General features: G+C 67.1%; 25 protein-coding genes and 1 pseudogene. 20 read left to right on the top strand and 6 right to left on the bottom strand.

All coding sequences use genetic code 11. The features are described from left to right. From ASG79_RS24100 to moaA, 3 genes and pseudogenes are all read right to left on the bottom strand, one after another. Positions 1-587 (bottom strand): annotated as a pseudogene (locus ASG79_RS24100) (HNH endonuclease); the annotation flags it as partial. 58 nt (positions 588-645) lie between these two features. Next, positions 646-912, bottom strand: a complete 267-nt coding sequence (locus ASG79_RS11090; RefSeq protein WP_056390936.1) for a MoaD/ThiS family protein — start codon at positions 910-912, stop codon at positions 646-648. Between the two features lie 5 nt (positions 913-917). Next, positions 918-2,045, bottom strand: a complete 1,128-nt coding sequence (gene moaA / locus ASG79_RS11085; RefSeq protein ID WP_026266125.1) for a GTP 3',8-cyclase MoaA — start codon at positions 2,043-2,045, stop codon at positions 918-920. A 265-nt stretch (positions 2,046-2,310) separates the two neighbouring features. Between moaA and ASG79_RS11080 the strand changes: the two genes are divergently transcribed. From ASG79_RS11080 to ASG79_RS11050, 7 genes are all read left to right on the top strand, one after another. Next, complete coding sequence (locus tag ASG79_RS11080) at positions 2,311-3,894, top strand: molybdopterin-dependent oxidoreductase (RefSeq protein WP_186447792.1); 1,584 nt, start codon at positions 2,311-2,313, stop codon at positions 3,892-3,894. Positions 3,895-3,947: 53 nt separating this feature from the next. Further along, complete coding sequence (glp, locus tag ASG79_RS11075; protein WP_235509788.1) at positions 3,948-5,255, top strand: gephyrin-like molybdotransferase Glp; 1,308 nt, start codon at positions 3,948-3,950, stop codon at positions 5,253-5,255. Beyond that, the gene (moaC, locus tag ASG79_RS11070; RefSeq protein ID WP_026266123.1) at positions 5,243-5,734 is read left to right on the top strand and encodes a cyclic pyranopterin monophosphate synthase MoaC; all 492 of its coding nucleotides are present in this window, start codon (positions 5,243-5,245) and stop codon (positions 5,732-5,734) included. The genes glp and moaC overlap by 13 nt, the downstream gene beginning before the upstream one ends. After that, the gene (locus ASG79_RS11065; RefSeq protein ID WP_018771608.1) at positions 5,731-6,261 is read left to right on the top strand and encodes a MogA/MoaB family molybdenum cofactor biosynthesis protein; all 531 of its coding nucleotides are present in this window, start codon (positions 5,731-5,733) and stop codon (positions 6,259-6,261) included. Before moaC ends, ASG79_RS11065 begins: the two co-directional genes overlap by 4 nt. Further along, positions 6,251-6,742 carry a molybdenum cofactor biosynthesis protein MoaE gene (locus tag ASG79_RS11060; protein WP_018771607.1) on the top strand — a complete coding sequence of 164 codons (492 nt, stop codon included), beginning with the start codon at positions 6,251-6,253 and terminating at the stop codon, positions 6,740-6,742. The genes ASG79_RS11065 and ASG79_RS11060 overlap by 11 nt, the downstream gene beginning before the upstream one ends. Before the next feature lie 129 nt (positions 6,743-6,871). Beyond that, entirely contained in the window at positions 6,872-7,642 is a 771-nt protein-coding gene (dapB, locus tag ASG79_RS11055; protein ID WP_056390933.1) for a 4-hydroxy-tetrahydrodipicolinate reductase, read from the top strand. A 3-nt stretch (positions 7,643-7,645) separates the two neighbouring features. Further along, on the top strand, positions 7,646-8,119 hold the full coding sequence (locus tag ASG79_RS11050; RefSeq protein WP_056390929.1) for a hypothetical protein: 474 nt from the start codon (positions 7,646-7,648) through the stop codon (positions 8,117-8,119). A 19-nt stretch (positions 8,120-8,138) separates the two neighbouring features. On the opposite strand, the gene ASG79_RS11045 is transcribed toward ASG79_RS11050, so the two are convergent. Further along, positions 8,139-9,374 (bottom strand): heparan-alpha-glucosaminide N-acetyltransferase domain-containing protein, encoded by a 1,236-nt coding sequence (locus ASG79_RS11045; protein WP_056390926.1) that lies wholly within the window; start codon positions 9,372-9,374, stop codon positions 8,139-8,141. A gap of 101 nt (positions 9,375-9,475) precedes the next feature. Here ASG79_RS11045 and ASG79_RS11040 point away from each other — a divergent pair, with 101 nt between their 5' ends. The 7 genes from ASG79_RS11040 (at position 9,476) to ASG79_RS11010 (ending at position 17,460) form a co-directional block, all read left to right on the top strand. Further along, positions 9,476-9,877: a hypothetical protein gene (locus ASG79_RS11040; RefSeq protein WP_377204893.1), complete on the top strand. Its 402-nt coding sequence runs from the start codon at positions 9,476-9,478 to the stop codon at positions 9,875-9,877. A 58-nt stretch (positions 9,878-9,935) separates the two neighbouring features. After that, on the top strand, positions 9,936-10,844 hold the full coding sequence (gene dapA, locus ASG79_RS11035; protein ID WP_056390923.1) for a 4-hydroxy-tetrahydrodipicolinate synthase: 909 nt from the start codon (positions 9,936-9,938) through the stop codon (positions 10,842-10,844). A 40-nt stretch (positions 10,845-10,884) separates the two neighbouring features. After that, positions 10,885-12,576, top strand: a complete 1,692-nt coding sequence (locus tag ASG79_RS11030) for a ribonuclease J (RefSeq protein WP_018771601.1) — start codon at positions 10,885-10,887, stop codon at positions 12,574-12,576. A 182-nt stretch (positions 12,577-12,758) separates the two neighbouring features. Continuing rightward, a complete protein-coding gene (locus tag ASG79_RS11025; protein ID WP_056390921.1) occupies positions 12,759-15,647 on the top strand; it encodes an FtsK/SpoIIIE family DNA translocase in 2,889 nt (962 codons plus the stop codon). 17 nt (positions 15,648-15,664) lie between these two features. Next, on the top strand, positions 15,665-16,363 hold the full coding sequence (gene pgsA, locus ASG79_RS11020; protein ID WP_056390918.1) for a CDP-diacylglycerol--glycerol-3-phosphate 3-phosphatidyltransferase: 699 nt from the start codon (positions 15,665-15,667) through the stop codon (positions 16,361-16,363). After that, positions 16,360-16,839 carry a CinA family protein gene (locus ASG79_RS11015; RefSeq protein ID WP_056390915.1) on the top strand — a complete coding sequence of 160 codons (480 nt, stop codon included), beginning with the start codon at positions 16,360-16,362 and terminating at the stop codon, positions 16,837-16,839. Before pgsA ends, ASG79_RS11015 begins: the two co-directional genes overlap by 4 nt. A 168-nt stretch (positions 16,840-17,007) precedes the next feature. After that, entirely contained in the window at positions 17,008-17,460 is a 453-nt protein-coding gene (locus ASG79_RS11010) for a helix-turn-helix domain-containing protein (RefSeq protein ID WP_018771597.1), read from the top strand. Positions 17,461-17,586: 126 nt separating this feature from the next. Here the strand turns inward: ASG79_RS11010 and ASG79_RS11005 are convergent, their stop codons facing one another. Beyond that, on the bottom strand, positions 17,587-18,117 hold the full coding sequence (locus ASG79_RS11005; protein ID WP_056390913.1) for a MarR family winged helix-turn-helix transcriptional regulator: 531 nt from the start codon (positions 18,115-18,117) through the stop codon (positions 17,587-17,589). Positions 18,118-18,158: 41 nt separating this feature from the next. Here ASG79_RS11005 and ASG79_RS11000 point away from each other — a divergent pair, with 41 nt between their 5' ends. From ASG79_RS11000 to dapF, 6 genes are all read left to right on the top strand, one after another. Continuing rightward, positions 18,159-18,383 carry a DUF3046 domain-containing protein gene (locus ASG79_RS11000; protein ID WP_018771595.1) on the top strand — a complete coding sequence of 75 codons (225 nt, stop codon included), beginning with the start codon at positions 18,159-18,161 and terminating at the stop codon, positions 18,381-18,383. Between the two features lie 249 nt (positions 18,384-18,632). Beyond that, on the top strand, positions 18,633-19,688 hold the full coding sequence (gene recA / locus ASG79_RS10995; RefSeq protein ID WP_026266121.1) for a recombinase RecA: 1,056 nt from the start codon (positions 18,633-18,635) through the stop codon (positions 19,686-19,688). A gap of 120 nt (positions 19,689-19,808) precedes the next feature. Continuing rightward, positions 19,809-20,309, top strand: a complete 501-nt coding sequence (locus tag ASG79_RS10990) for a regulatory protein RecX (RefSeq protein ID WP_196804798.1) — start codon at positions 19,809-19,811, stop codon at positions 20,307-20,309. 3 nt (positions 20,310-20,312) lie between these two features. Continuing rightward, a complete protein-coding gene (gene miaB, locus ASG79_RS10985) occupies positions 20,313-21,890 on the top strand; it encodes a tRNA (N6-isopentenyl adenosine(37)-C2)-methylthiotransferase MiaB (RefSeq protein WP_377204750.1) in 1,578 nt (525 codons plus the stop codon). A 2-nt stretch (positions 21,891-21,892) separates the two neighbouring features. Next, a complete protein-coding gene (miaA, locus tag ASG79_RS10980; protein WP_056390906.1) occupies positions 21,893-22,804 on the top strand; it encodes a tRNA (adenosine(37)-N6)-dimethylallyltransferase MiaA in 912 nt (303 codons plus the stop codon). Between the two features lie 44 nt (positions 22,805-22,848). Then, the gene (gene dapF / locus ASG79_RS10975; RefSeq protein WP_056390943.1) at positions 22,849-23,793 is read left to right on the top strand and encodes a diaminopimelate epimerase; all 945 of its coding nucleotides are present in this window, start codon (positions 22,849-22,851) and stop codon (positions 23,791-23,793) included. On the opposite strand, the gene ASG79_RS10970 is transcribed toward dapF, so the two are convergent. Next, positions 23,765-24,388 carry a class I SAM-dependent methyltransferase gene (locus ASG79_RS10970; RefSeq protein WP_056390903.1) on the bottom strand — a complete coding sequence of 208 codons (624 nt, stop codon included), beginning with the start codon at positions 24,386-24,388 and terminating at the stop codon, positions 23,765-23,767. The genes dapF and ASG79_RS10970 overlap by 29 nt on opposite strands. Between the last annotated feature and the right edge of the window lie 434 nt (positions 24,389-24,822).

Raw genomic sequence — 24,822 nt, 5'->3', positions numbered from 1 at the left:
TCACCGGGCGCGGCGCCGCGGGCGGGGTTGGGCGCGTCGGGGTCGAAGAAGTGCGCCACCAAGGCAGCAGCCCCGTCCGGGGTGAGCCCTTCGGTTTCATCGGCGACAATCCTGGCATGCTGCCACGACACGGCACCGGCTGACAGGGCGCCCAGGAGCGGCGGCAGGGAACACACCCGGCGGGACTGTTCCACCAAAGCACCCGCCGCCCCAGAACTCACTGTCAGGACACCGGCGATCTCCTCCACCGCGGACATCTCCGAAAACATGCGCTCATCCACCGGGGCGTCGGGGGCAAGCAGTGCCTGCTGGAAACCGACGCACTCCACGGCATCACGAGCTTTGACCGCCGCGAGCTGAGCCTCGACCCGGGAGACTGCCTCCAGCCGTTCCAGCCGGAGCTCATACCGCCGCTGCAGCACATCCACGTCAGCACCAACACCGGTCCCGGCGGCAAGGAAATGTTCCTCACGGTCCAGCGCACCAAGGGCAGCAATAGAGGCAGAAACACCCTCCAAAACCACCCCAACACCCGTGCCGATTCCCATACCCACATCATCCAGCGAGGCACCGACATTCAAAGCCACGGCAGCTTTGGCAAGGCCAGGGCGGCTGCTGCCCATTCGCCTGGACGTGCGCGAATACTTACCCGCCGGCGAACGGAGGCAGTACGTCCACCACGTCGTCCGGACCTAGGACTGCCGCCTGGTCCCGTACGGCCACCTCATTGAGCAGGAAGCTGCTGCGGGAAAGAAGCCGGGAAAGGGGCGGGGTCCCGGCAGGGGGTTCAGGGCGGTCCACGGCCAGCACGGCCTCGAGCAGGTCCGCCACGGTGGCGCCCTGGGGAAGGTGGAACTTTTCTTCCTCGAAACCTGCCGCAGCGCGTGCGGCAGCAAAATAACGTACAAGCATCCCGGTCAGCCCCCGATAGCACTCATGCTGCGGTCCGGCTGGACGAAGTCCGGAGCATCCAGTCCCACGTGGTCCATGCCGTGGGCTTTCGGTTTGATCCACATGGCGTCCTGCCACCGCTGCGCCAGATCATCATCGGTGGCGCCCGCCCGCAGCAGGCCCAGCAGGTCGAACTCCTCGCGGGAGAACAGGCAGCTCATGATCTTGCCCTCGGCGGTGATCCTGGTGCGCCGGCAGTCGGAGCAAAACGGCTCGGTGACGGAGGCGATAATTCCCACGGTTCCCAGCACCGGTCCGTCCGCGTCCGCGGAACCTGCCGCCCGCCGTCGTACTTCAAACCGCTCCGCAGGAGCGCCGTCACGTGCGCGGGGATCCGGACTGAGGGCAAAGTCCCGGGACAACAGCCCGCGGATCTCGGCTGCCGTGATCATGTTGCGGCGCGTCCAGCCGTGGTCCGCATCGAGCGGCATCTGTTCGATGAACCGCAGTTCGTACCCGCGCTCCAAGGCCCACGCGAGCAGCTGCGGCGACTCGAGGTCATTGATGCCGCGCATCAGGACGGCGTTCAGTTTCACAGGGCCCAGGCCGGCAGCCCAGGCGGCGTCCACACCCGCCAGGACCTGGTCCAGGAACGGACGCCGGGTCAGCTTGGTGAACGTTTCCTCATGCAGGGAATCCAGCGACACATTGATGCGCGTCAGGCCGGCGTCCTTGAGGGCCGCTGCCTTCTTCGCCAGGCCAACGCCGTTGGTGGTCATGGAGATCGGCAGGTCCGGGTGGTTGGCCCGCAGTGCCGAGATGATCTGGACCAGATCGTGCCGCACCAGCGGCTCACCGCCCGTGAGGCGCAGTTCGCGCACTCCCAGCTGCTCCACGCCTACCTTGACGATCCGCACGATCTCCTCGGCGGACATGACGGCCTGCTTTGCCAGCCATTCCAGGCCCTCCGCCGGCATGCAGTAGGTGCAGCGGAGGTTGCACTTGTCCGTCAGGGACAGCCTCATGTCGGTGGCGCGGCGGCCGTAGCGGTCCGCCAGCCCGGCCGGTGCATCCGCTGGCCGGCGCGCGGGAACGCCTGGCAGCGCCGATGCTGCTTCCTCCCGCGGCTGCGGCATGCCTAGCTGGACAGTCATGAAATCAGGCTACGCCACGTTGAGCCACCCATCACACCCGTGACCCCGCTGTGAGACGCGGGGCAGGAATCCCGGCGGCACCGGCGCCGGGGACCACCGGCAAACCTATGCTGGTGTTGTGAGGAGTTCCCAGCGCGGGCATGCGGCGTACGACGGCGGCGCCGGCCTTGGGGAGCGGGCGGACAGTCCCTTCCCACTACCGGCAGTCCCGCGCGCCGGAGGTGGTTGGGCCGCGGCTGCCGGGATAGCCGCGGCAGGCGGCGGTATTGCAGCAGGGGAGTTGGCTGCGGGGGTTCTCAGCCCCTCCCTTTCGCCGTTGACGGCCGTTGGCGGTGCCGTGATCGATGCCGTGCCTCCGGGCGTCAAGGACTGGGCGATCTCTGTCTTCGGCACGGCCGACAAGGCAGCGCTCCTGGTGGGAATGGCGTTGGTCATCGCCGCCCTGGCCGCACTGGCCGGAGCACTCGAGCGCCGCCGCCGGTTCACTGGTGCTGCCGTGATCGGAATCTTTGGACTCGCCGGAGCGGCCGCCGTCCTGACGCGTTCCCAGATGACCCCCCTGTCCCTCGTGCCGCCGCTCCTGGCCGCGGTGGCCGCCGTCGTGCTGTTGCGGTTCCTGCTGCGCAGGCTGCAGGCATGGGATGCCGCGATTGCCGGCCAAGCAGCCTCCCACCAAGCGGCCTCCCACCAAGCGGCCTCCCACCAAGCAGCCGGAGATCATCCCGAGGACAGCCTTCCCGCTGCCCCCGGCGAGGCCACACCGGACTCCGCGGCCACCCCATCGCGCCGCAGCTTCTTCCAGGCCCTGGGCATCACCGCAGCGGCCGCTGCGGCAGGGGGAGTACTGGCGGGAATCTGGCGCGGGGCCACCATGGCTGTCAATGAGGCCAGGGCACGCATCACCCTGCCCGCAGCGGCATCGCCGGCAATACCTGTGCCCCCTGCTGCGGAAGCCGGTGTTGCCGGAATGCCGCCGCTGGTGACCCCGAACCGGGATTTCTACCGGATCGACACCGCGCTGTCCGTCCCGGCGGTCAGCCCGGATACCTGGGTCCTCAAGGTAACCGGCATGGTGGCCCGGGAAGTCCTGCTCTCCTTCGCCGACCTAATGGCGAAGCCCCTCACCGAGCGGCACATCACCATTGCCTGCGTCTCCAACGGAGTGGGCGGCGACCTGATCGGCAACGCCCGCTGGCTCGGCTGGCCGGTCCGGGAACTGCTGGCCCTGGCCGTTCCCCAGCCGGGCGCAGACATGGTCCTCTCCCGCAGTGCCGACGGCTGGACCGCCGGGACGCCCCTGGATGTCCTCACCGACAACCGGGACGCCCTGCTTGCCGTGGGCATGAACGGTGAACCGCTCCCGCTGGAGCACGGCTTCCCGGTCCGGTTGGTGGTTCCCGGCCTCTACGGCTATGTCTCGGCCACCAAATGGGTCACCGAGCTCAAGGTCACCCGGTTCGCCGATGACGCCGGATATTGGACCCCGCGCGGCTGGTCCGCGCGCGGCCCCATCAAGACCTCGTCCCGCATCGACGTCCCCCGCAGCGGCCGCCCGGTCAACGCGGGAAGAGTTGTCTTCGCCGGCGTTGCCTGGGCCCAGCACACCGGCATCCGGAACGTGGAACTGCGGATCAACCGGGGACCGTGGCAGGAAGCGGAACTGGCCACGGGAATCTCCGCCGACACCTGGTACCAGTGGAAGCTGGCCATGGACCTTGCCCCGGGGCAGTACGAGGTCCAGGTCCGGGCCACCAACCTGGCGGGCGAACCCCAGGACGAAACCGCGCGGCCGCCGGCACCGGACGGCGCCTCGGGATTCCACACGGTTAGAGTTGACGTGAAGTCCTGACGGCCCAAACCCTGACGGCCCAAACCCTGACGGCCCAGACCAAAGGCGTATCCATGACCAGCCACACCCCGCACGCCCTGGCAGACCACACCCCGGAAGGCCACGTCCACCATGCAGCGGAGGGTTCCCGGTCGGTCGCTGCCCATGCCGCCGCAGTCGTGGAACTCCTGCGGCCGCTCCTGTCAATGGACCGGATGGAAACCCTCCCGCTTAGCCAGGCGCTGGGCCGGGCCCTGGTGGACGATGTGGCCGCGCCACTCAGCCTTCCTCCTTTCGCCAATTCCCAAATGGACGGATACGCCGTCCGTTCCGGCGACCTTCCCGACGGCGGCGGGGACCTCCGCATCATGCCCCCGGTTCCGGCCGGGTCAAGCCCGGAGCCACTCGAACCAGGAACCGCGGCACCCATCATGACCGGTGCCATGATCCCGGCGGGGGCCGACGCCGTCGTACCCATTGAAAAGGCGGTGCCCGATCACTTCCTGGACCCCGGAAACACAGCGGGGGACGGCAGCGGCGCCACCGTGCGGCTGCCCGGCACCGCGCCGGGAACGTTCGTGCGCTTCCCGGGCAGCGACATCGCAGCGGGGGAGCGGGCGCTGGCCTCGGGGACCTGCCTGGGGCCGGCCCAGTTGGGGCTGCTCGCTGCCTTGGGCCTCCCGGAGGTGGCGGTGTACAAGGCGGTGACCGTCCTGCTCGTCACCACGGGCGACGAAGTGGTGGAACCCGGCCTGCCGCTTCCTCCCGGCAAAATATACGACTCCAACGGAACGCTCCTTGAGGCCGCCATGAAGCAGGCGGGACTCACAGTCCGCCGCACCGGCATCTCCACCGACACTCCGGCGGAACTGCAGGCGCTGCTGCGGACCGAAAGCCCGGGGGCTGACCTGATCGTCACCACCGGCGGGGTCAGCAAGGGAGCCTACGAGGTAGTGCGGCAGGCAATGGCGGACCAGCCGGTCCGCTTCGTGCACGTGGCCATGCAGCCGGGCGGCCCCCAAGGACTGGGAACGTTCGACGGCGTGCCATTCCTTGGGTTTCCCGGCAATCCGGTCAGCTGCCTGGTGTCCTTCGAGATGTTCCTCCGTCCCGCTTTGTCAGCCTTGCTGGGGGCACCGGGCCGGAGGCTGCCGTTGCGCGCCCGCCTTGATCTTGGGGGCCCGGGCCGTCCGCTCACCTCTCCCGGGCACAAGCACCAGGTCCGCCGCGGCAGCCTGCAGCCGGACGGGACCGTGAAGCTGGAGGGCGGCGAGAGTTCGCACCTGATGCACGCACTCGCGGGGTCGAACGTCCTGGTTCATGTCCCTGTGGGTGTAACGGAACTCGCTGACGGCGACGAGGTGGAAGTATGGATGCTGTGAACGCAGAACATACCCCCGCACTGACGCACCTGCGCCAGGACGGCAGCGCCCAGATGGTTGATGTCTCCGCCAAGGCCGAGACCACGCGGGAGGCCACCGCCACCGCCACCGTCCGGACCACCCCCGAGGTGATGCAGCTCCTGGGCTCCGGCGGGCTCCCCAAGGGCGACGCCCTGGCCGTTGCCCGGGTGGCCGGCATCATGGCGGCCAAGAAGACGCCGGACCTGATTCCGCTGTGCCATCCGTTGCCCCTCTCGAAAGTCACCGTTGACTTCGACCTCGGCGCGGCCGCCGTCACCATCAGCTCCACCGTGAAGACCAGGGGCGTCACGGGAGTTGAAATGGAGGCCCTGACGGCTGCCTCCGTGGCAGCCCTCAGCGTTTACGACATGATCAAGGCCGTGGACAAGCATGCCGTCCTGACGGACATCAAGGTGCTGGCCAAGAGCGGCGGCAAGAGCGGAGACTGGGCACTGTGACCGACCCCAACATCCTGGACGTCTCCGAACCCCACCGCCACGGCGACGTGCAGGGGCGGAAGGCCGGCGTCGTTATCGCGTCCACCCGTGCCGCAGCGGGCATCTACGACGACGAAACCGGCCCCGTGATCACCGACTGGCTCACTGAACACGGCTTTGACGTCTTCCCGGCCATGGTGGTTCCCGACGGCGAGCCCGTGGGCGCTGCCATCCGGGCGCTCCTCACCCAGCGTCCCGCCGTCGTCATCACCAGCGGCGGAACCGGCCTCAGCCCGGACGACCGGACACCCGACGTCACCCTGCCCCTGCTGGACCGGGAAATCCCGGGCATCATGGAGGCGATCAGGCGTGCCGGCGCTGCCAAGACTCCGCTGGCGGCCCTGAGCAGGGGCTATGCGGGCGCTGCCGGGCAGACGTTCATTGTGAACCTGCCCGGGTCACCGAAGGGTGTCATGGATGGGCTGAGCGTCCTGGACCCGGTGATCGGACATCTTTGCGACCAGTTGGAAGGCGGACATGGGCACTGAAGCAGCATTCGAGGTAGTGCGGGCAGTCCTGAGCGCGGAGCCCATCTCCGTGGACCAGGCTATTGCCGCGGTGGAAAGCGACACTGCGGGTGCGGTGGTCAGCTTCAGCGGTGTAGTGCGCAACCACGACGGCGGCAAGGCCGTCGAGCGCCTCAGCTACAGTGCGCACCCCACGGCGCACCAGGTGATGGCCGACGTCGTCGCGCGCCTGGTTGCCGAGCAGGACGCCGAGGCCGGTGACGCGGCCGGGGAGACCCCCGCGGGAAAGGCAGCCCAACCCGTCAGGATCTGGGCCGCACACCGGATCGGGATGCTGGAGATCGGGGACCCGGCGCTGGTGTGCGCGGTATCCGCCGCACACCGCGGACAGGCGTTTGCCGTCTGCTCCGAGCTGGTGGACCGGATCAAGGACCAGGTGCCCATCTGGAAGGAACAGTTCTTTTCGGACGGCACCGTGGAATGGGTCGGCGCCGGCAGCTGATGCCGCGCCGGGGCACGCCGGGCCGCGCCTCCACGCTGCCCGGGCCGGCCGGCGTTGCTCCGCAAATTGCGAGGTAACGCACGCCGTCCGGTTCCTGCCCCAACCTGTCCCGCCGGTAGGGTTAATCCCATGACCGAACAACACCCCGCCCCCAAACTGGTGGCCGTCCTTGGCGCCAGTGGACGCATGGGCGCCGAGGCCGTTAAGGCCATTGATGCCGCGCCCGACATGAAGCTCGTCGCAGCCCTGGGTCGGGGTGACTCGCTGGAGCAGCTGACGGCCTCCGGTGCCCAGTACCTGGTGGACCTCACAGTCCCCGAAAGCACCGAAGCCAACGTCCGCTTCGCCGTCGAGCATGGGATCCACGCCGTGGTGGGCACCACCGGCTGGGACGCGGGACGCCTGTCCGCGCTTGAATCCCTTTTGGCGGAGCACCCGGAAACGGGCGTACTCATCGCGCCCAACTTTGCCTTGGGCTCTGTGCTGGCTTCGGCGTTCGCCGCGAAGGCGTCAAAGTACTTCGAGTCCGTGGAAATCATCGAGCTCCACCATCCGGACAAGGTGGACGCCCCTTCCGGCACCGCCGTCCGCACCGCAGAGCTCATCGCCGCTGAACGCAAGGCTGCCCAGGTGCCGCCCAGCCCGGATGCCACCACTTCAGAACGCGCAGGCGCACGCGGCTGCGAAGTGGACGGCGTCCGCGTCCACAGCGTCCGGCTCCGTGGCCTCGTGGCCCACCAGGAAGTCCTGCTGGGCGGTCCCGGCGAGCAGCTGACCTTCCGCCACGATTCCTTCGACCGCGCGTCGTTCATGCCCGGCGTGCTTCTGGGCGTGCGCAACGTTGCTGCCCACCCCGGCCTGACCGTGGGCCTGGACGGTTACCTGGACCTGGGACTCTAGGCGGTGAACGGGTTCGCAGCCGGTTTCCTTAAGAACCGCACCAAGATCTGGGTGGGAGCGGTGACGCTGCTGCTGGTCTTCTACCTGGTGGTGTCCTTCCAGCGCTCGCTCCTGCTCCTTGCAGACAGCAACCTCACCGCCAAGGCCATCGGGGCCGCCTACCTGGTGCTGCCCATCGTTGGCGCGTGGGCCCTGATCCGCGAACTGATGTTTGGCGCCCGCACCGAGCAGATGGCCAAGGTCCTGGAAGCCGAAGGCGGGCTGCCGGTGGACGAGCTTCCCCGCACGCCCGGTGGCCGGATTGTCCGTGCCGCCGCTGACGCGGAGTTCGAAAGATACCGGGCCGAGGCCGAGGCCGCCCCCGATGACTGGCGTTCCTGGTTCCGGCTCAGCTGTGCCTATGACGCCGCCGGGGACCGCAAACGCGCGCGGGCTTCCATGCGCGACGCCGTGAAGCTCTTCACCACGGCATCCTAGCCCCTGCTGCCGCAGGGGTTCAGGACAGGGCCTTGAAGCCGCCACGCCCCACCAGGCTTGCAGTATGGCCCACACATTCCAGGGGGCCGCGCCACGACATCCGCGCAAACACGATGCCCACGGCGATGGCAGCCGCGGCATGGGCAAAGTACATTCCGTCCTCGGTCCAGCCGGCGGGCAGCGGTTTGAGGTAGAAGCTGGAGACCACCCAGACATGGACGGTGTACAGCGTCAGCGTCATGGCGCCGGGTCCCCGCAGCGGCAGCAGCAGGTCCAGGTCCACCCATTCGGCCAGCCGCCCCAGAAGCAGGCAGGCACCGATGACGGCCGCCGCAACTGCCGAGGTATGCAGCAAATCGAACGGCGTACCCGAATGCGGTGCGGCCGATGCCAGCCACCACCATGAACCTTCCTGGGGGAGTCCGGCCAGGTTCACCTGCAGCACGCTGCCCAGCGGGTAGCCCGGTGAGTTGAGGACCTTCTCCAGCGCTGCGCGGCCGCCCCAGTCCTCCATGGCCGCGACACCCAGGCTCTTGGCCGCCACGGCCACTACCGTTCCGCCCACCAGCAGCAGCGCGGGGACCAGCGCCTTGGTCAGTACCAGGCGGCCGATGGCCAGCCCCACCAGCAGGTAGGACAACCACTGCAGCACCGGGTAGTAGCCCGTGAGGAACAGGTCCGCGAGCAGCCGGGACGGCGTTCCGAGGTCCTCCCACGCCGGGTTGTGGCCCAGCCTCAATGGCGGCTCCGGGGCAAGGAGCCAGGGCCGCAGCAGGTAGGCCAGCACCGGGGAGCCCAGGATCCAGCCGGCGGCCCACGCACACAGGCGCTTCACGCCCAGCCCCAGGAAGGGCAGGACGCACAGGAACAGCACGGCGTAGTGGACCAGGATGATGGCCACGTTCACGTCCAGGCCGCCGAGGGTCAGTCCGACGGCGGCAATCACCAGGGCGCGCAGCCCCACCCCGCGGCGGGCCGCGGAGAGTTCGGCGCCCTCCAACGGCCTGTTTTTTCCCGTGGCCAGGGCAAGCCCGACGCCCGCCAGCACTGCGAAGAGGGCGGCGGCCCGTCCCGAGAACGTGAGGCCGATCCAGGTTGGTGTGAGGCTTGGGTTCGATTCGAACGTCGGCAGCAGGTGAGTGGCCATCATGCCCAGCAAAGCCAAGCCACGGGCCGCATCGATGCCCCGAAGACGCCCCGGTTGTTGACGGTCTGCGGTCTTCCGGGGCCGGGTGGCCGGGGTGCGGGACGTCATGACCAGATCGTCTCACATGCGTCCGTGGGCTGGCTGCCGCAGGGGGAGACGCGGAGGTGTGGGCTCTTGTATTCGAATATATGTTCGAATAGCATGGGGCCATGGAGATGCCATCATTGGGAGCCGCTTCCCCGCAGGGATTTAAGCCTGCCCCGCAGGGATTTGAGCCTGCCCCGCAGGAAAGCCAGGGTTCAGGAGTGCTGAAGGCGATGAGCCCGGGCGTGGTGGACTACCTGTTCCGCCAACTTGTCTCCGGGCGTCCGGCCGAGGACGTCCAGTGGGAACGGGAAGGTATTAGCCTGTCCGCCCAGCCGGAAGGAGCGGAGCTCGCCCGCCGACTGGCGGAAACAGACATCGACGCCCTGACGCCCACGGAGCTGTTCCACTATGTTCGGGCGGCGCAGCGGCTCGCCGCTTGGGCTGAGGACCTCCGGCAGGCCGCCGTCGGCCGCTATTGCCACGCCGGAGCGGGTGCTTCGAAGTCCGGGCGGAGCCGTATTTGACGCTTGTCACGCCCGTGGCATTGTCCTAACCAGCCGGGGACAGGGTAACGTTTTTTCCATGGCTGACTCTTCCGCGCATATCCCTGCCCTCGGTACCCTCCTGACCGCCATGGTCACGCCGTTCACCAAGGACGGCGCAGTGGACTACGACCAGGCGGCAGCGCTGGCCAGCAAGCTTGTCGACGACGGCTGTGACGGCCTGGTGGTCACCGGCACCACCGGTGAAACCTCCACGCTGACGGACGAAGAGAACCTCGGCATGTTCCGCGCCGTGAAGGAGGCCGTCGGCGGCCGGGCGGCCATCATCGCCGGCACCGGCACCAACGACACCGCGCACTCGGTCCACCTTTCCCAGCAGGCTGCTGCCCTCGGCGTCGACGGCGTCCTCCTGGTGACTCCTTACTACAACAAGCCCAGCCAGGCCGGTGTCCGCGCCCACTTCGAGACCATCGCCTCGGCCGTGGACGTACCCGTCATGCTGTACGACATTCCCGGCCGGTCCTCCATCGCCATCGAGCCAGACACCATGATCCGGCTGGCGCAGCACCCCAACATCGTGGCCGTCAAAGACGCCAAGGCCGACTTCATGGCAGCCACCCGTGTCATGGCGGAAACGGACCTCCTGTTCTACTCGGGCGACGACGGACTGACCCTTCCCTGGATGGCGCTGGGCGCCGTCGGCCTGGTGGGCGTTACCACCCACGTCGCCACCCGCCGCTTCCGCGAACTCATCGACGCCATCAACGCCAACGACCTCGGCACCGCGCGCAAGATCAACTTCGAGCTGCAGCCGGTGGTACGCGCCACCATGACCCGGGTCCAGGGCGCCGTGGCGGCCAAACAGATTCTTAAATGGCAGGGAGTCCTGCCCAACTCGATCGTCCGTTTGCCCCTCGTGGAGCCGGACGAAACCGAGATCGAAACCATCCGCGGGGATTTGGCGGAAGCGGGGCTGGTCTTCTCCTGAGGCTAAGACCGGCACCCTTCCGCCTGGAAAGTAGTGCACTATGACCCAAACTGCCCTTACCGGCCTTGTCACCCCTCCGCGCCTGCCCCAGGGCACGCTCAGGATCGTTCCGCTTGGCGGACTCGGGGAGATCGGCCGGAATATGGCCGTGTTCGAAATCGACGGCAAGCTGCTGATCGTGGACTGCGGCGTCCTCTTTCCCGAGGAAACCCAGCCCGGCGTTGACCTGATCCTGCCGGATTTCTCCTACATCGAAGACCGGCTGGACGACGTCGTGGCCGTCATCCTCACGCACGGCCACGAGGACCACATCGGCGCCGTGCCGTACCTGCTGCGCCTGCGCAACGACATTCCCCTGGTGGGATCTCAGCTGACCCTCGCGCTGATCGAGGCGAAGCTGCAGGAGCACCGCATCCGGCCCTACACGCTGACAGTGGAAGAGGGCCAGGTTGAGAAGTTCGGGCCGTTCGAATGCGAGTTCGTGGCCGTGAACCACTCCATTCCGGATGCCCTGGCGGTGTTCATCCGCACGGCGGGCGGCACTGTCCTGCATACCGGCGACTTCAAGATGGACCAGCTGCCGCTGGACGGACGCATCACCGACCTCCGGCACTTCGCCAAACTGGGTGAAGAAGGCGTGGACCTCTTCATGTCCGACTCCACCAACGCCGACGTCCCCGGATTCACCACGGCCGAGAAGGAAATCGGCCCCACGCTGGAGCGGCTTTTCGGCCAGGCCACCAAGCGCATCATCGTGGCCTCCTTCTCCTCCCACGTCCACCGCGTGCAGCAGGTGCTGGATGCAGCGGCCAAGCACAACCGCAAGGTGGCCTTCGTGGGCCGCTCCATGGTCCGCAATATGGCCATCGCCGAAAAGCTGGGCTACCTTGACGTCCCCGCCGGACTGATCGTGGACATCAAGAACATCGACAACCTTCCGGACAACCGCGTGGTGCTTATGTCCACCGGCTCCCAGGGCGAGCCCATGGCGGCGCTGTCCCGGATGGCCAACGGCGACCACCGGGTGGTGGTGGGCGACGGCGACACCGTCATCCTGGCCTCCAGCCTCATCCCGGGCAACGAGAACGCGGTGTTCCGCATCATCAACGGCCTCCTGAAGCTCGGCGCCGACGTGATCCACAAGGGCAACGCCAAGGTCCACGTCTCCGGCCACGCCGCCGCCGGTGAGCTGCTCTACTGCTACAACATCCTTGAGCCGCTCAACGCCATGCCCGTGCACGGCGAAACCCGGCACCTGATCGCCAACGGCAAGATCGCCATCGAATCCGGCGTCCCGGATGCCAGCGTGATCCTTGCTGACAACGGCACGGTCATCGACCTCCGCGACCACCAGGCAGACATCGTCGGCCAGGTCGAGGTGGGCTTCGTCTACGTGGACGGCTCCAGCGTGGGCGAGATCACCGACGCCGACCTCAAGGACCGCCGCATCCTGGGCGATGAAGGCTTCATCTCCATCATCACCGTTGTCCACCGCGCCACCGGCAAGGTGGTGTCCGGGCCCGAGATCCACGCCCGCGGCGTTGCCGAGGACGATTCGGTCTTCGACGACATCATCCCCAAGATCAACGCAGCCCTGGAGGAAGCGGTCCAGAACCACGCCGACCACACCAGCCACCAGCTCCAGCAGGTGGTACGCCGCGTCGTGGGAACCTGGGTCAACCGCAAGCTGCGCCGCAAGCCCATGATCATTCCGGTGGTGCTCGAGGCCTGACACCAGGCCGGCGTCGCGCTGGTGCACACCCGGAAGGGCCCGGTTCTTCATGGACCGGGCCCTTCGGCGCATCCGGACGGTCCCCGGGCGCGTCCGGGCAGGTCCGCACCTGGCGCCCGGCGGGTGGCCCGGCGGCCCCGATATCCCCGGAATCACAGCATGCTTCCGGTACCGTGGCTATTATGGCCACACGTACTACTTCCGCGCCCAAAGGTACCGGCAGGGGGAGCTCCGGCAGCAAAGCGGGCAGTTCCACAGGCCGCGGAACCGGCTCCACCGCCAGCAGGACAGGGCGCGGCGGCTCAACCAGCACTGCACGCACCCGCCAGCTTCCCGCCGTCGAGCACCACCAGCCCTGGCTGCTGCGCGTGGTGGGCGGAGCGTGGCTTGGAGTGGGCCACCTGGTGGGCGGGGGAGTGCGCCGCATCGGCCACGACGTCAGCGGCCTCCCCGCGGAGGAACGCCGCGACGGTGCCGCCCTCTTCAACCTGGCCCTTGGTATTTTCATCGCCACCTTCGCATGGTGGGGACTGACGGGCTGGTTCCCGGACGCCGTCTACGCCGTGGTGAACGGCACCTTCGGCTGGATCTCCCTGCTGCTCCCGCTCATGCTGTTCGTGTGCGCCTTCCGGCTGTTCCGCCGGCCCTCGGACGGCCGGGGCAATAACCGGGTGGGCATCGGTTTCCTGATCATGACCTTCGCCGGGTGCGGGTTGGCTCATATCCTCGGCGGCCAGCCCACCGTGGCCGACGGCTTCGACGGCCTCCGCAAAGCCGGCGGGATGCTCGGCTTCCTGGCCGCCACGCCGCTGGCCGCCATCCATCCGGCTGTGCCTGTGGCCCTGTATGCCCTGCTGGCCTTTGTGTCGGTACTGATCATCACCGCCACCCCGTTCACGGCGATCCCGCGCCGCATCCGCGGCGCCTACGAACACCTCATGGGCATCGACCTGATGGACCAGGAACACCAGGACACCCACGACCGCAGCTACCTCGAACGCACGGCTGCCGCTGCGCCCAAGAAGAAGAAGCGGAAGCTATTCGGCAAGGACCAGGAGTCCGACGCCGGCCTTGAGGGCTACGTGGGCGACGAAGCCTTCGAGCACGCCGTCATTGACGACGACGAGCCCGAACCCGAGCGGCCCGCGCCCGGAGTGCGGCGCCCCACCCAGGCGGAGATCGCCGTCGAAAAGATTAAGGCAGCCCAGGGATTGGGTTCCGGTGCCCAGGCACCTCCGGCGGAAAACGCCACCGAGGCCATCCCCCTGGTCATCCCCGGTGCCGCCGCTCCCGCCAAAGCCGCCGCCGCGCCCACCGTGCCCTCCAACCCGGTGGCCCCCGCGCCGCCGCCCGTTCCCATCCCGCAGCGGACCGAACAGCTCTCGCTCGCCGGGGACGTCACGTACACCCTCCCTGCCTCGGACTACCTGACACCCGGCTCGATCCCGAAGGAGCGCACCGAAGCCAATGACGCCGTCGTCGCTGCCCTGACAGATACCCTGCAGCAGTTCAACGTCGACGCCACCGTCACCGGCTTCAGCCGTGGTCCCACCGTCACCCGGTACGAAATCGAACTTGCTCCCGGAACCAAGGTTGAGCGCGTCACCGCGCTGTCCAAGAACATCTCCTACGCTGTGGCCTCCAGCGACGTGCGCATCCTGAGCCCCATCCCCGGCAAGTCCGCCATCGGCATCGAAATCCCCAACACCGACCGCGAAACCGTGTCACTGGGCGACGTGCTGCGCAGCCAGAATGCGCGGCGCACCGACCACCCCATGGTCATGGGTGTGGGCAAGGACGTGGAGGGCGGCTACGTGGTGGCCAACCTGGCCAAGATGCCGCACCTCCTGGTGGCAGGGGCCACCGGCGCCGGTAAGTCGTCCTTCGTGAACTCCATGATCACCTCCATCCTGATGCGGGCCACCCCTGACGAGGTGCGCATGGTCATGGTGGACCCCAAGCGCGTGGAGCTGACGGCCTACGAGGGCGTCCCGCACCTGATCACGCCCATTATCACCAACCCCAAAAAAGCCGCCGAGGCGCTGCAGTGGGTGGTCCGCGAAATGGACGCCCGCTACGACGACCTCGCAAATTACGGCTTCAAGCACATCGACGATTTCAACAAGGCGGTGCGGGCCGGAAAGGTTCAGCCGCCGGTGGACTCCAAGCGCGTCATCAGGCCCTACCCGTATCTGCTGGTGATCGTCGACGAGCTTGCCGACCTGATGATGGTGGCACCACGCGACGTGGAGGACTCGATCGTCCGCATCACCCAGCTTGCCCGTGCCGCCGGCATCCACCTGGTGCTGGCCACCCAGAGGCCGTCCGTGGACGTTGTCACCGGCCTCATCAAGGCCAACGTGCCCTCGCGCATGGCCTTCGCCACGTCCTCCGTCACCGACTCCCGCGTGGTCCTGGACCAGCCCGGCGCCGAGAAGCTCATTGGCCAGGGTGACGCGCTCTTCCTGCCCATGGGCGCCTCCAAGGCCATGCGCGTCCAGGGCGCCTGGGTTACCGAGTCGGAGATCCACAAGGTGGTGGAACACGTCAAGGGGCAACTGCAGGCTTCCTACCGTGACGACGTTGCTGCCGAAGCGCCCAAGAAGCAGATCGACGACGACATCGGGGATGACCTCGAGGTCCTGCTGCAGGCGACGGAGCTGGTGGTCACCACGCAGTTCGGCTCCACCTCCATGCTGCAGCGCAAGCTCCGCGTCGGGTTCGCCAAGGCCGGACGGCTCATGGACCTGCTCGAATCCCGCGGCGTCGTGGGACCATCCGAGGGCTCCAAGGCGCGCGATGTGCTGGTCAAACCTGATGACCTCGCCGCCGTCCTGGCCGCCATGAAGGGCCAGGAGGCGCCGGCCGCCGCCGATTCCCAGACCGCTGCCCTCAGCGACAATGCCAACGCCAACATCGCCCAGGGCGGCTACGCCGAAGACCTGGTGGCGGCGGACCTGGACCAGCGGAAGCAGAACGTCGAATATTACGACGGCTCGGATTCCGCCCCCGGCGGGTACGGCGATGACGACGACGGCTCCGAAGACGCATGGTCCCTCACCGGGCGCTAGGCCGGTAGCCTAGGAACGTGACTAGCACCGATGCAACCGCCGCCGGCCAGGGCCGTGCCGGGGTCTGGAACCTTCCCAACGTCCTGACCATGATCCGCATCGCGCTGGTCCCGTTTTTTGTGTGGTTCCTCGTGGCGGACGCGCCCGGCCTGCACAGTGTTTCCGGACCATGGCGCTGGGCGGCAGTGGCGGCCTTCGCCGTCGCCATCTACACGGACAAGCTCGACGGCGACATCGCCAGGAGCCGGAACCTGGTCACGGACTTCGGCAAGATCGCGGACCCCATCGCAGACAAGCTCCTGATCGGCTCCGCGCTGGTGATGCTCTCCTTGCTGGGTGAGCTGCCCTGGTGGGCCACGCTGGTGATCCTGGTGCGGGAATGGGGCATCACCGCCCTGCGCTTCTTCGTGATCCGGTACGGGGTCATTCCCGCCTCGCGGGGCGGGAAGCTCAAGACCGTGGTGCAGACCGCGGCGATCTTCCTCTATCTCCTGCCGTTCGGGGCATTCGCGCCCTGGATGTCCTGGGTTGCGTTTGCCGTCATGATGGCTGCCGTGGCGATCACGCTGTGGACCGGCGTCGAATACGTCATCGAGGCCCTGCGACTGCGCGCGAAGGGGAAACGGCAGGCAGGGACTGTCACAGGGCAGGACACAGTGACGGGGCAGGACACAGCCAGCGGGCAGGAATCAGCGACGGGCCAGGACCAGGCATGAGCAACCTCCACCGTTTGGCCGGGCAGGCCGTCCAGCAGGCGCTCGAGTCCGGGCAGACCGTCGCCACCGCCGAGTCGTTGACGGCGGGGATGGTGTCCGCTGTCCTTGCCGACACTCCCGGGGCCTCCGGCATGCTGCAGGGCGGTGTGGTCGCCTACCAGAACTCAGTGAAGGAGGCGGTGCTGCACGTTCCTGCCGACCTCCTGGCCCGTGCCGGCTCCGTGGACCCCGACGTTGCCCGTGCCATGGCAGCCGGGGCACGCACGGTCCTGGGCGCCGACGTCGGGATTTCCACAACGGGGGTGGCAGGTCCCGATGCCCATGACGGCAAGCCCGTGGGGCGCGTCTACATTGGAATTGCCACAGCGGCCGGAACGGCGGCTTTCGAATACTCCTTCACCGGCAGCAGGCCCGACATCAGGGCCGCAGCCTGCGCCGCCGCCCTGGAACGGCTCCTCGAGGCACTGCCCGCCTGACGCCTGCCGGACCCCAAGTTACCGGGCGTAAAGTTGCCGGGAACAAAAGCCGGTACCGATTAGTTATTACATTGTGTCGCTTCCGGATAGTGGAGGCGCCTAGGATGAAATGACCACGACGGTTCGCCCCACGGTGAACCTGACCAATGAGGGAGCAAGGCGATACAGATGGTAAAGCAGCCCGTATCCGTAAACGGCGTTGTCCGCTGGAAGGATGTGGGCCTCGCCGAACAGGCTAAGAGCGAACAGAAGGAGCGCAAGATGGTAGTACTTCGTCACGAAATCGGTGATGTGCTGCGCGATGTCCGCCAGCGTCAGGGACGCACGCTCCGTGAAGTTTCGCACAGCGCCCGCGTCTCCCTGGGGTATCTCAGCGAAGTGGAGCGCGGCCAGAAGGAAGCCTCGTCAGAGCTTCTGTCCTCAATCTGCTCGGCACTGGATGTTCCGTTGTCAAGCATGCTCCGTGAAGTCAGCGACCGTGTGGCAGTAGCCGAGGGCGTCGCAGTTCCGGACACAGTTCCGCAGGAATTCTCCCAGCGTTACGGCCGTGACCTCGAGCGCGACCTCAACACTGAACTGAACGACGAACTCTCCACGGGCCTTCTCTCGGGCGCCCGGTAAAGCCAGCCCCACCACAGGTGGGCCTTGGAACGCAGGAAGCCCCCGGCCGCGCCGGGGGCTTCCTGCGTTGGCGCCCGATTGATGTGCCCGGCTGGTGGTACTCCTGCCGGCCGTTCGTCGCTGCGGCTATTCCTCTTCTGCGGGGGAGCCGCCTCCGCCTTCCCTGGGGAATCCGTCACGCTCGTAGGTGGAGTTCAGCTTGGCCATGTAGCGGGCCAGCTCCTGCAGGTCCTGCACGGGCCACTCGCGCAGCCGTTCCTGGAAAACCTGGCGCCTGGCGTCCTGGACCTGGTGCATCTTCTCTTCGCCCTTGGGCGTCAGCCGGATGGACTGTGCCCGGCGGTCCAGGGGATCGGCTTCCTTGGATACCAGTCCGAGGCTCTCCAGGAAGGCAATCTGCCGGCTGACCGACGGCTTGCCCACCCCGATGTTCATGGCAAGCTCCGTCAGGCGGATGGGCCCTTCCCGGCGGATAACCGTTAACAGCCCGTACGCGGCAGGCTCCATATCCGGGTGGACTTCGCGCGAGAGGTGGTTGGAGATGGCCCTGGCCCGCCGCCAGAAGAGGCTGATCTGGTGTTCAACATTCTGCAGCGCGGTATCGGCGGCATCAGCGCCTGCGTCCGGCGGCGGCGGGAGATCCGGGGAGTTGCTCATGGCAACAATTCTAGGGTCCGCAATCATGAGAGGATTTACCGATGCGAATCAGCGAGTACTGGCGTCTGATGGATGACGAGTTCGGTGCGGGGTACTCCCGCGTGCTGAGCAGTACCCTGGTCCTGACCGGCGTCGGCGGGCGCACTGCGGACCAGGCGCTGGCTGCAGGCATCGAACCGCGCAAAGTCTGGCTGGCAGTCTGCGATGTCCAGGACGTCCCGGCCGAACGGCGGCTGGGCCGGGACATCGCCCCTCGCCGCGACTAGCAGCGCCTAACAACGGCTTCCCGGGTGGTCCTTCGTGAGCCTGCCGCAGCCGAAGCGCCCTTGGACGGACACGCCGCAGGACCGGCACTCTTCGAATACCTGTTCGGATAACGCTATGCTTTTTCTATTGGGCTTATCCACATAGCCGTTGTCCTCAGGCCGGAATGTCAGTGGGTCCCAGTAGCGTCAGAGATGACCAATAAAACGGCCGCGAAGGCCACCATCGAGAAAGCATTAGAGGTGTCAACCATGGCGGCAGCCCCGGATCGTGCAAAAGCGCTGGAAGCAGCGCTTGCCCAGATTGACAAGCAGTTCGGCAAGGGGTCGGTCATGCGCCTGGGCGACGAAGTACGCGCCCCGATCGAAGTCATCCCCACCGGTTCCATCGCACTGGACGTCGCTCTGGGGATTGGCGGCCTTCCGCGGGGCCGTGTCATCGAGATCTATGGTCCTGAATCCTCGGGTAAGACCACCGTTGCCCTGCACGCCGTGGCCAATGCCCAGCGCGCCGGCGGCATCGCAGCATTCATCGACGCAGAACACGCCCTGGACCCCGACTACGCCGCCAAGCTGGGTGTGGACACCGACGCCCTCCTCGTGTCGCAGCCGGACACAGGTGAGCAGGCGCTCGAGATCATGGACATGCTGGTCGGCTCGGGATCGCTGGACGTTGTCGTCATCGACTCCGTCGCCGCCCTGGTGCCGCGCGCCGAAATCGAAGGTGACATGGGCGACAGCCACGTCGGCCTCCAGGCACGGCTCATGAGCCAGGCCCTGCGTAAGATCACCGGACGCTTGAGCCAGACCAAGACCACCGCCATCTTCATCAACCAGCTCCGCGAAAAGATCGGTGTCTTCTTCGGCTCCCCCGAAACCACCACCGGTGGTAAGGCCCTGAAGTTCTACGCGTCGGTCCGCATCGATGTCCGGCGGATCCAGACCCTCAAGGAAGGTGCCGATTCCGTCGGTAACCGGACCAAGGCCAAGATCGTCAAGAACAAGATGGCTCCGCCCTTCAAAGTTGCTGAGTTCGACATCATCTACGGCCAGGGCATCTCCCGCGAAGGCGGGATCATCGACATGGGCGTGGAGCACGGCATCATCAAGAAGTCCGGTTCCTGGTTCACGTACGACGGCGACCAGCTGGGCCAGGGCATGGAGAACTCGCGCCGCTTCCTGCGCGACAACCCCGAGCTCGCGGCTGAACTGGAACGCCTGATCAAGGAAAAGCTCGGCGTAGGGGTCAAGCCCGCCGAGGACGAGTCCAAGGACGCGCCAAAGCTGAAAGCCGTCGACGGGTTCTAGCCCTTGACCGGACCACGTTCACGGCGGGCCCGGTCCGGCGGCCCCTCTTCAGGGCCGCCGGACGGCTTTTCCATCCCTGAGGATCCGCAGGCTGTTGACGCCGAACCGGATCCGTTCTCGGTGGCGCAGGCCATCGTGTACCGCCAGCTCACGGCAGCTCCCAAGAGCAGGCTGCAGCTTGCCCGGAAACTGGCGGAACGGAATATCCCCGAACACGTCGCCGAGGCGGTGCTGGACAAGTTCCAGGAGGCGCGCCTGATCAATGACGCCGAGTTTGCCGATATGTGGGTCAGGAGCCGGTCCCAGTCCCGCAAGCTTGCCAAGGGCGCTCTCCGGCGCGAACTGGCCGAGAAGGGCATCGACCAGGAAACGGCGGCTTCTGCCCTGGAGCAGCTGACGGACGCCGACGAGGAAGCGGCGGCACGCGCACTGGTGGAGCGCAAGCTCCGGCCCGGGACGGTTTTGCCTGACCAGTCGGAACGGGACAAAGCCGTCCGGCGGCTCGCCTCCATGCTGGCCAGGAAGGGCTACCAGCCGTCCCAGGCGTTCAGGATCGTCAACGACGTCCTGGATTCCCGGCAGGATCCCGACAGCGGGATGCTCCAAAGCCGGTACCCTTAACTGGTGAGTTTGACCATTCCTTCCCCCCATTCCGGCGCTGCCGCGTCCGTTGAGCCTGCTGCTGATGCGCAAGCCGGTGCTGTTCCGCAATCCGGGGCAGTGCAGCCGCGTACTTACCAGGTCCGCACGTTCGGTTGCCAGATGAACGTGCACGACTCCGAACGCATGGCCGGCATGCTGGAGGATGCGGGCTACGTACCGGCAGCCGGCGACCATGCTGACGTGGTCGTGTTCAATACCTGCGCAGTCCGGGAGAACGCGGACAACAAGCTCTACGGCAACCTCGGCATCCTGGCGCCCATGAAGGCCGCCAACCCCGGCATGCAGATCGCCGTGGGCGGGTGCCTGGCCCAAAAGGACCGCGAAACCATTCTCAAGAAGGCACCATGGGTGGATGCTGTCTTCGGCACCCACAACGTCGGCGCCCTGCCCGCACTTTTGGACCGTGCACGGCACAACAACGAGGCCCAGCTGGAAATCCTGGAGTCCCTGGACGTCTTCCCCTCCACGCTCCCCACCAAACGCGACTCCGTCTACTCCGGCTGGGTATCCATCTCCGTTGGCTGCAACAACACGTGCACGTTCTGCATCGTGCCGGCCCTTCGCGGCAAGGAAAAGGACCGCCGGCCCGGAGACATCCTCGCCGAAATCCAGGCCCTCGTGGACGACGGCGCCATCGAAGTGACCCTCCTGGGCCAGAACGTCAACTCCTACGGTGTCGAGTTCGGCGACCGCCAGGCCTTCTCCAAACTCCTTCGCGCCTGCGGCGAAATCGAGGGCCTTGAACGCGTCCGCTTCACCAGCCCGCACCCGGCCGCCTTCACCGATGACGTCATTGATGCCATGGCCGAGACGCCCAACGTGATGCCGCAGCTGCACATGCCCCTGCAGTCCGGTTCGGACCGCATCCTCCGCGCCATGAAGCGTTCCTACCGTTCCACGAAGTTCCTGGGCATCCTGGACAAGGTCCGGGACAGGATTCCACACGCCGCCATCTCCACCGACATCATCGTCGGCTTCCCGGGCGAAACTGAAGAGGACTTCCAGGCGACGCTGGACGTGGTGGAAAAGTCACGCTTTGCCACTGCCTTCACCTTCCAGTATTCAAAGCGCCCCGGCACGCCCGCTGCCGACCTGCCGGACCAGCTGCCGAAGGCCGTGGTCCAGGAACGCTTCGAACGCCTCACCGCCCTGCAGGACAGGATCGCCGCCGAGGAAAACCGGAAGCAATTGGGCCGGAGGCTGGAAGTCATGGTCACCGCCCAGTCCGGACGGAAGTCGGAGGAAACCCACCGGTTGTCCGGCCGCTCCCAGGACCAGCGGCTGGTCCACTTCTCAGTCCCCGAAGGGGCCCCGGCACCCAGGCCCGGAGACCTCGTCACCGTCACCATTACGGAGGCGGCGGCCTTCCACCTGGTGGCCGATCCCACGCCGGAGGACTACAGCCTGCGCCGGTCCCGGGCGGGGGACGCCTGGGACAGGTCCCAGGCCGACTCCTGTGGTGCGCCTGCCCCCGGCTCCAGCGCAGGACCCAAGGCTGTCTCCCTTGGCATGCCCTCGCTGCCGCTGCGCACCCGCTGAAGGTGACTGCCCCGCCTGTCATCGCCGTCGTCGGTCCCACCGGCTCCGGCAAATCCGACCTGGCCGTCAACCTTGCCCTCGCGCTGGACGGCGAGGTCATCAACGCTGACGCCATGCAGTTCTACCGCGGCATGGACATTGGCACTGCCAAAATCACGACGGCCGAGCGCAGGGGAGTGCCGCACCACCTCCTGGACATCCTGGACGTGACCCAGGAAGCCAGCGTCTCGGACTTCCAGCAACAGGCCCGCAGCCTCATCGGGGATATCCATGCCCGCGGCAAGCGCGCAATCCTGGCGGGCGGCTCCGGACTGTACGTGCGGGCCGCCCTGGACGTCCTGGAGTTCCCGGGGACCGACCCCAAGCTCCGTGCACGGCTGGAGGCGGACCACATACGGCTGGGGACCCCGGCGCTGCTGGACAGGCTGAGGGCCCTGGACCCCGTATCCGCGGACAGGGTCTCGGACGCCCGGCGGATTATCCGCGCACTGGAAGTCCATGAACTTACCGGACGGCCCTTCAGTTCCTTCATGCCGCGCCGCGAGTACTACCAGCCTGCGGTTCAGGTGGGCCTGAGCGTGGACCGGGAGGTCCTGCGGGAGCGCTTGGCGGTACGGGTTCACCGGATGGTGGAGTCCGGCCTGCTGGAGGAGGTCCGGATGCTGGACGCGCGGGGCCTTCGGCAGGGCAAAACAGCATCCCGTGCACTGGGCTATTCACAGTTCCTGCGGGTCATCGACGGCACGTCAACAGTTGAGCAGGCCGCAGAGGAAACAATCGTGGCCACCCGGCAGTTCGCCCGCCGCCAGTTGACGTGGTTCCGCGCCGACCCCCGCATCACCTGGCTGAACTGGCAGGACCCGGAGCTGACGGGTAAGGCGGCCGAGGTGTGCGTCCAGGATCCGGGCCGGTAGCCGCGGTTTCAGCACCGGCGGCATCCGCCGTTACGCTTGTGACCATGAATGCAACCCCCGCAGAAGCCACTGGGACTGCCTTGCACGCACTGAGCGGGCTCCGCTTTTCCAAGGGGCATGGCACCGGCAACGACTTCGTCCTGGTGGCCGATCCCGAGGGGGTGCACGCCATCGGCGCAGACCAGGCCGCAGCGCTCTGCGACCGGCACCGGGGAATCGGCGCCGACGGCCTGATCAGGGCTGTCCCGTCCCGTTTCCTGCCGGAAGGCCGGGAACTGCTCACCGATGCCCCGGACGCGGAATGGTTCATGGATTACCGCAATGCCGACGGCTCACTGTCTGAAATGTGCGGCAACGGCGTGCGGGTCTTCGTCCACTTCCTGCGGTCCGAGGGCCTGATCGACCTGCCCGACGGCGGATCACTCACCATCGGCACCCGCGGAGGGGTCAAGACCGTGGTCCGGACAGGGAACGGTTACGCGGTGGACATGGGCCCGTGGGAGTTCATATTCCCCGGGGAGGCCAGCGCCAAGGCGATGGATTCCCTGGTTACTGCCGACGGCCTGGAAGTTCCCCGGCCGGCCCTCTCCGTGAGCATGGGCAACCCACACACCGTAGTGGCCCTCGCGGAACTCAGCGAGCTCGAAGGCACCCGCCTCTTCACGGCTCCCAAGGTCGATCCGGTCCCCGTGAATGGGACCAATGTGGAGTTCGTCGTCCCTGCGGAGCCTCTGGTCCATGACGGCGTCGGATCCGTGACCATGCGGGTGCATGAGCGAGGCGTGGGGGAGACCCAGTCCTGCGGAACGGGGGCCTGTGCTGCCGCCGTCGCCATCCGGCACTGGGCCGGCGCGGAAGCCCCTGATGCCTGGCGGGTCAACGTTCCCGGAGGTGTGGTGGGCGTGAAGTTCTTCGCCGGCCCCGCCGGCCACGAGCACGTGGAACTCAGCGGCCCCGCCGTCATTGTGGCGAGCGGGACGCTTTCGTAACCTTCAGGATCCGGAAGGACTTGGACGTTGACTCGCGGGTCACGGTATAGGAACTGTCCAGTTCGGCGGCCAGCCAGCGCTGGAGCGAATCCGAGCCCAGGTTCTTCTGTACCACCAGCCATGCCGTGCCGCCGTCCGCGAGGCGCGGAAGCCACAGCTTCAGCAGGGCGTGCAGTTCCTCCTTGCCAATCCGGATGGGCGGGTTGGACCAGATGGTGTCGAACCTGACGCCGGCGTCCACCTCCTGGGGTGTACTGGCGACGACGTTGGACAGCCCCAGCGCGGCCGCGTTTTCGTTGGTCAGGGCGACGCAGCGTTCGTTGACGTCCACGGCGTAGACCGTCGACCCGGGCGCCAGCAGCGCCATGGTGAGTGCGATGGGCCCCCAGCCGCATCCGATATCCAGCAGGTTCCCCTGGGGGTGCGGCGCCGGAACACCGGCGAGGAGCACTGCGGTGCCCTTGTCGATCCCGTCCGGGCTGAAGATTCCCGCGGAGGTGTGGAGCCTGCGGGTCTCGCCGGCCAGCTCCACCGTGAGTGGCTTACGGGTAAAGGGGCCGGCGGGGGACGTGCTGAAATAGTGTGCGGACTCCATAACTGGCCAGAGTAGTTCCCCTTGCAGCGTAATGGGAAACCGTGCAGAACCCCCTCTGCTACGCTGGATGGCATGTTCCTGATCTTCGAGTAGCCGGCACGGGCCACGCCCGTCCCCGCAGCCTGTCCTCCAGCGACAGCCCGTCCCGCAGCGATGCAGGTTTTTCAGCCTTCCGCTTGTGCACCGGCCAGACGCATCTGTTCTGCCCGGCCGCCGGACGATACTCGAAAGTCAGCCTCCTGCTGCACTTCCCGCTATTTTTCCGGCCTTTTTAGCCCTGCCGCCCTTCTGACGCGGCATCCCGGCCCCGGCATCGCAGCCGGCCGCGAGACAACCAGGAGAATTGCATGACCGCAGGCCGTCAGCCCAGCGCGAATACGTTCCAACTTCCAAGCAATCAGCACTATTCTGGAATTGCCGAATCTTCAAAGGAG

Source organism: Arthrobacter sp. Soil761 (assembly GCF_001428325.1).
Lineage (GTDB): Bacteria > Actinomycetota > Actinomycetes > Actinomycetales > Micrococcaceae > Arthrobacter.
The sequence above is the reverse complement of the archived record's forward strand: the minus strand, read 5'-3'. Positions and strand labels throughout refer to the sequence as shown.